This is a genomic window from Streptobacillus felis, assembly GCF_001559775.1.
Classification (GTDB): Bacteria; Fusobacteriota; Fusobacteriia; order Fusobacteriales; family Leptotrichiaceae; genus Streptobacillus; species Streptobacillus felis.
Genome location: NZ_LOHX01000234.1, coordinates 1 through 554, shown reverse-complemented (window position 1 = coordinate 554; position 554 = coordinate 1). Strand labels below are relative to the sequence as shown.

The following is a 554-nucleotide window of genomic DNA, read 5'->3' as shown; positions in this document are numbered from 1 at the left end:
CTCGTTATTTTACATATACTAACATATTATGATTAAAATGTAAAGACCTTTAAACAAAGAAATATCATTAACACAAAATTTGCATTAATGATATTCTATTTTAATCTCCTTCATCTATAATTTTTTCTAATTCAACTGGTTCTGTTCCAGCAATAAATAAGGCTTCTCTAGCCTTAAATCCATCGGTATCAAGTCAACCAGATCTTAAATCTATAACTTTTTTTACTAGTTTTTCTGACATAATTCCATCTTTGATAAATTCAAATCTTCCTATATCAAAGTTTCCTAAGTTTACTACAGCTTGCATATAATTTTTCCATATAGGAAGTGCTGCACTAGCTCCACTCATTCCACGACCCATAGATTTATTATCATCATTTCCAACATATACTACAGTTACTAATGTAGGGGTATATCCAGTAAACCATGCAGAAACATAATCACTAGTTGTACCTGTTTTACCAGCTACAGGAACAGTAGTTCCCTTAGCATAAAGTTGTGCACCTTTACTTCCTCCATTTTTTACTACCGATTCCATCATGTGAGTAACAAGT

1 protein-coding gene is annotated in these 554 nt (G+C 31.4%); it reads right to left on the bottom strand.

Going from position 1 to position 554, the window contains the following annotated elements; all coding sequences use genetic code 11:
- Nucleotides 1-193: 193 nt before the first annotated feature.
- Nucleotides 194-554, bottom strand: a 361-nt coding sequence (locus AYC60_RS04490) for a penicillin-binding transpeptidase domain-containing protein (protein WP_269146648.1), incomplete at its 5' end; no start/stop codon positions are given.